We start from the raw sequence: 3835 nt of genomic DNA, 5'->3' as shown, positions 1-3835 counted from the left end.
GCCAGAAAACCCCCGGCGGCGGCGGGCATCGCGCCCGCCGTTGCGTGGCAGGGCCTCATCAGCGGTTTTTGTCTTTTCCAGCTATACCTGCTCCAGCGTCTTTCGTGCGATCTTGCCGCCATTGTCCTGCTGGAGTTGCTCGATGCTTGCCCCCTTCGCCGATCACCTGCTGTTGGCCGCGTTGGCGCTGTTGCTGCTGGACCTTGCCCTGTGGCACCTGATCGGCAGCCACGGCGATCGCTGGAAGCTGGCGGTGCGGGTGCTGATCTTTTGCCTGTACAGCCTGATGCTGTTCAACCAGGGCCTGAGCCCCATGCAGACGGCGCCCTGGCCGGACGATGTGCCGTTGCACCTGGCGGCCACCGGTTTGCAGATCGGCTGGTGGCTGTTCGGCGCCCGGACCCTGACGGTGTTGCTGGGCACCCTGATGATGCAGCGAGTCGGCCACACCGGTCGGCTGTTGCAGGACTTGATGGGCGCGGTGATCTTCCTGATCGCCATCATCGCCGCCCTGGCCTACGTGCTGGACCTGCCGGTCAAGGGCGTACTGGCCACCTCCGGGGCGCTGGCGATCATCGTCGGCCTGGCCTTGCAAAGCACCCTCAGCGACCTGTTCTCCGGGCTGGTCCTCAATACCACCAAGCCCTACCAGATCGATGACTGGATCGCCATCGACGGCACCGAAGGCCGGGTGGTGGACATCGATTGGCGGGCAACCCGGCTGCAGACCTCCCAGGGCAGCATGGTGGTGATCCCCAACTCCCTGGCGTCCAAGGCCAAGATCACCAACTTCAGCCGCCCCAGCGATATCTACGGTTTATCCATCAGCGTGCAGGTCAGCCCCCACGCTCGCCCGCAGAAGGTCATCGAGGCCCTGGAACGGGCCATGCTCGGTTGCCGTTTCCTGCTCGGCACCCCGGCCCCCAGCGTGGCCGTGAAAAGCTCCGGCAGCAACGGTGCGGAATACGAGATCAGCGGCTTTGTCGCCACCATGGGGCAGAAGCGCGAAGTGCGAAACCAGCTGTTCGACCTGGCGTTCCGTCATCTGCAGGCCAGCGGCATCAGCCTGCTGTCCAGCGACGAGCCGGTGCAGAACCAGGCGCTGTCCCGACCTCGGGCGCTGCTGGATGCCTCCAGTATCTTTTCCACTCTGCGCCAGGAAGAGAAGGACACCTTCAGCCAGAACATGCAGCTGCAGACCTTCCGTGCCGGCGAAGTCATCCTGCCGGCGGGGGCGGTCAGCGATCACCTGTTCATCATCGAGTCCGGCGTGGTGTCGGTGACCATGCAGCGTGACGCCAAGCCCTTCGAAGCCGGGCGCATGGGCCCGGGTGAAGTGATTGGCGAAGCGGGTGTAGTGGCCGAGCAGGCCACGATCGCGGAGTTTTCGGCCAAGACCTTCTGCAGCCTGTACCGCATCGACAACGAGTTCCTCAAACCCTGCCTGGATGCCCGTCACGACATCGGCGACGCCATGAAGACCCTGCTGGACTTCCGCCAGCACATTGCCCAGGGCCTGTCCCAGTCGCCGCCCAAACCTGTGGCCAAGAAGGGCTTTCTGCAGTGGTTGCGCAGCCGCACCTGAGGGGCCGCCGGCGCTAGCCGGATTGGTCTGCTGAAGTTTCCCGGGATTGGTTATTGGTCCGCGCACGTGCGGGCCTTAAGGTGGCAGCACCTTGACCGCCCCCGGAGCGTCCCTCATGCAACCTCGTCTCGATTTCTACACCGCCTCCCCGGAGGCCCTCAAAGCCATGATCGCCCTGGAGACTGCGGTCTCCCGGCTACCCCTGGAAAAGTCCCTGGTGGAACTGGTCAAGCTGCGCGCTTCCCAGGTCAATGGCTGCGCCTTCTGTGTCGACTTGCATAGCCGTGACGCCCTCAAGCATGGCGAAACCGAACGCCGTCTGTTCGCCGTCGCCGTGTGGCGCGAGAGCCCCTTCTTCACCCCCCGAGAGCGCGCGGCCCTGGCCTGGACCGAAGCCCTGACCCGGCTCAGTGAAACCCACGCCCCGGACGCCGACTACGAGCTGCTGACCAGCCAGTTCAGTCCCAGCGAGTGCGTCGACCTGAGCCTGGCGATCTCCACCATCAACAGCTGGAACCGTCTGGCGGTGGGCTTTCGCAAACTGCCCCAGGACTGAGTCGGGGGCCTGTATTGCCCTGTTTCACTGGATAGCCTGTTCGCGCATCGTCCATTCGGACTAGGCAAGGCTGACGATTTTTCCTCGAATGCGACTCGCCATAGTGGCTTGCGGCGCGGGTGTTGCCACCCGCCACCTTCAGCAAGCAAGGCGTGAGCGATGGACTTTGCATTCAGCGACGAGCAGGAAATGATTCGTGCGTCGGCCGAGGCGTTTCTCGCCGACGTTTCCACCCCTGGCGCCGTGCGTGCGGCCATGGCCAGCGAGCTGGGATATGACCCGGCGCTGTGGCAACGCCTGTGCCGGGACCTGTGCTGGCCGGCAATTCATATTCCCGAAGAGTACGGCGGCCTGGGGCTGGGGTTCGTCGAGCTGGCGATCCTCCTGGAGCAGATGGGGCGCCGGTTGTTGTGCTCGCCATTCTTCGCCACCGCCTGCCTGGCCACTCCGGCCCTGCTTCTGGGAGCCTCGGCGGCGCAGAAGCAACGTTGGCTGCCGCGGATCGCCGAAGGCTCGTTCACCGCGACACTGGCCAGCAGCAGCGGCAATGGCTGGGGCGCTGAGCAGGTACAGGTCAGTGCACTGGCCGAAGGCGATGGCTACCTCCTCGATGGGGTGCTCGAACATGTGCCCGATGGCCACAGCGCGCAGCTGTTGATCATTGCCGCGCGCCACCCGCACAGCGTGGGCACCGACGGGATCAGCCTGTTCGCGGTGGAGGCCGGGCACCCGGCGATCCAGCGCCGGAGCCTGCCCACCCTGGACCAGACCCGGCGCCTGGGGCGCATCGAGCTGTGTCAGCTGTACCTGCCCGCAGAGCACCTGCTGGGGGACTACGGCACGGCCTGGCCGGTACTCGAGCGGGTCTTGCAGCTGGCCTGCATCGCCCAGGCGGCAGAGCAGATCGGGGGTGCCCAGCAGGTCTTCGACCTGACCCTGGCTTACATGCAGGAGCGTCGCCAGTTTGGCCGCCCGATCGCCAGCTTCCAGGCCCTCAAACATCGCGCCGCCGACCTGATGCTGCAACTGGAGTGTGCCCGTTCGGTCGGCTATTACGCCGCTTGCGTGGGGCAAGAGGTGCTGGCCCCGGCAGGCGACGCCCAGGTGGCCGAGGAGTTGCCATTGGCCGCGGCCCTGGCCAAGGCCCAGTGCTCGGAAAGCTATTACCAGTGCGCCGCCGAATCGATCCAGTTACACGGCGGCGTCGGTTTCACCTGGGAATACGATCCGCACCTGTACTTCAAGCGTGCCCGGGCCAGCGAGGCCTTTCTTGGCTCACCGGCGCTGTACCGCGAACAGATCGCCACACGGATTTTGGGGGAACAGCCATGAAGATCGGTTTCAGCCAAGAGGACGAGGCGTTTCGCCAGGAGGTGGCGCAGTGGTTGGCGGCCAACCTGTGCGGTGAGTTTGCCGCCCTGCGTTTTCGCGGCGGTCCGGGGGACGAGCACAGTTTTCCCGAGGCGCGCAAAGCCTGGGAGCGGCGCCTTGCCGAAGGGCGCTGGACCTGTGTCGGCTGGGCTGCGGAGCATGGCGGGCGCGGCCTGTCCATCAGCCGGCAGGTGATCTTCCATGAAGAATATGCCCGCGCCGGAGGGCCCGGACGCATGGGCCATATCGGCGAGGGCCTGGCGGGGCCGACCATCGCCGCCTTCGGCAACGAAGAACAGCAGCGCCGCCTGTTGCCGGGTATC

Annotated in this window: 4 protein-coding genes; all 4 read left to right on the top strand. The window is 65.6% G+C overall.

Annotation, left to right across the window (positions count from 1 at the left end):
• Window positions 1-142: 142 nt before the first annotated feature.
• Window positions 143-1585, top strand: coding sequence for a mechanosensitive ion channel family protein (locus tag BLX41_RS11270; RefSeq protein ID WP_123724933.1), 1443 nt, complete (start codon window positions 143-145; stop codon window positions 1583-1585).
• A gap of 115 nt (window positions 1586-1700) precedes the next feature.
• Window positions 1701-2141, top strand: a complete 441-nt coding sequence (locus BLX41_RS11265) for a carboxymuconolactone decarboxylase family protein (protein ID WP_123724932.1) — start codon at window positions 1701-1703, stop codon at window positions 2139-2141.
• A gap of 159 nt (window positions 2142-2300) precedes the next feature.
• Window positions 2301-3473, top strand: a complete 1173-nt coding sequence (locus tag BLX41_RS11260) for an acyl-CoA dehydrogenase family protein (protein ID WP_123724931.1) — start codon at window positions 2301-2303, stop codon at window positions 3471-3473.
• On the top strand, window positions 3470-3835 hold a 366-nt coding region (locus BLX41_RS35085; RefSeq protein WP_259744700.1), incomplete at its 3' end, for an acyl-CoA dehydrogenase family protein. The genes BLX41_RS11260 and BLX41_RS35085, both read left to right, overlap by 4 nt.

This window comes from Pseudomonas protegens, from assembly GCF_003732485.1.
GTDB classification, from domain to species: domain Bacteria; phylum Pseudomonadota; class Gammaproteobacteria; order Pseudomonadales; family Pseudomonadaceae; genus Aquipseudomonas; species Aquipseudomonas protegens_B.
This window is presented reverse-complemented; position numbering and strand designations above follow the sequence as displayed.

Excerpts from the sequence above, each read along its gene's own strand:
- BLX41_RS11270 (WP_123724933.1), top strand. The coding sequence starts at position 143 with ATGCTTGCCCCCTTCGCCGATCACCTGCTGTTGGCCGCGTTGGCGCTG.
- BLX41_RS11265 (WP_123724932.1), top strand. The coding sequence starts at position 1,701 with ATGCAACCTCGTCTCGATTTCTACACCGCCTCCCCGGAGGCCCTCAAA.
- BLX41_RS11260 (WP_123724931.1), top strand. The coding sequence starts at position 2,301 with ATGGACTTTGCATTCAGCGACGAGCAGGAAATGATTCGTGCGTCGGCC.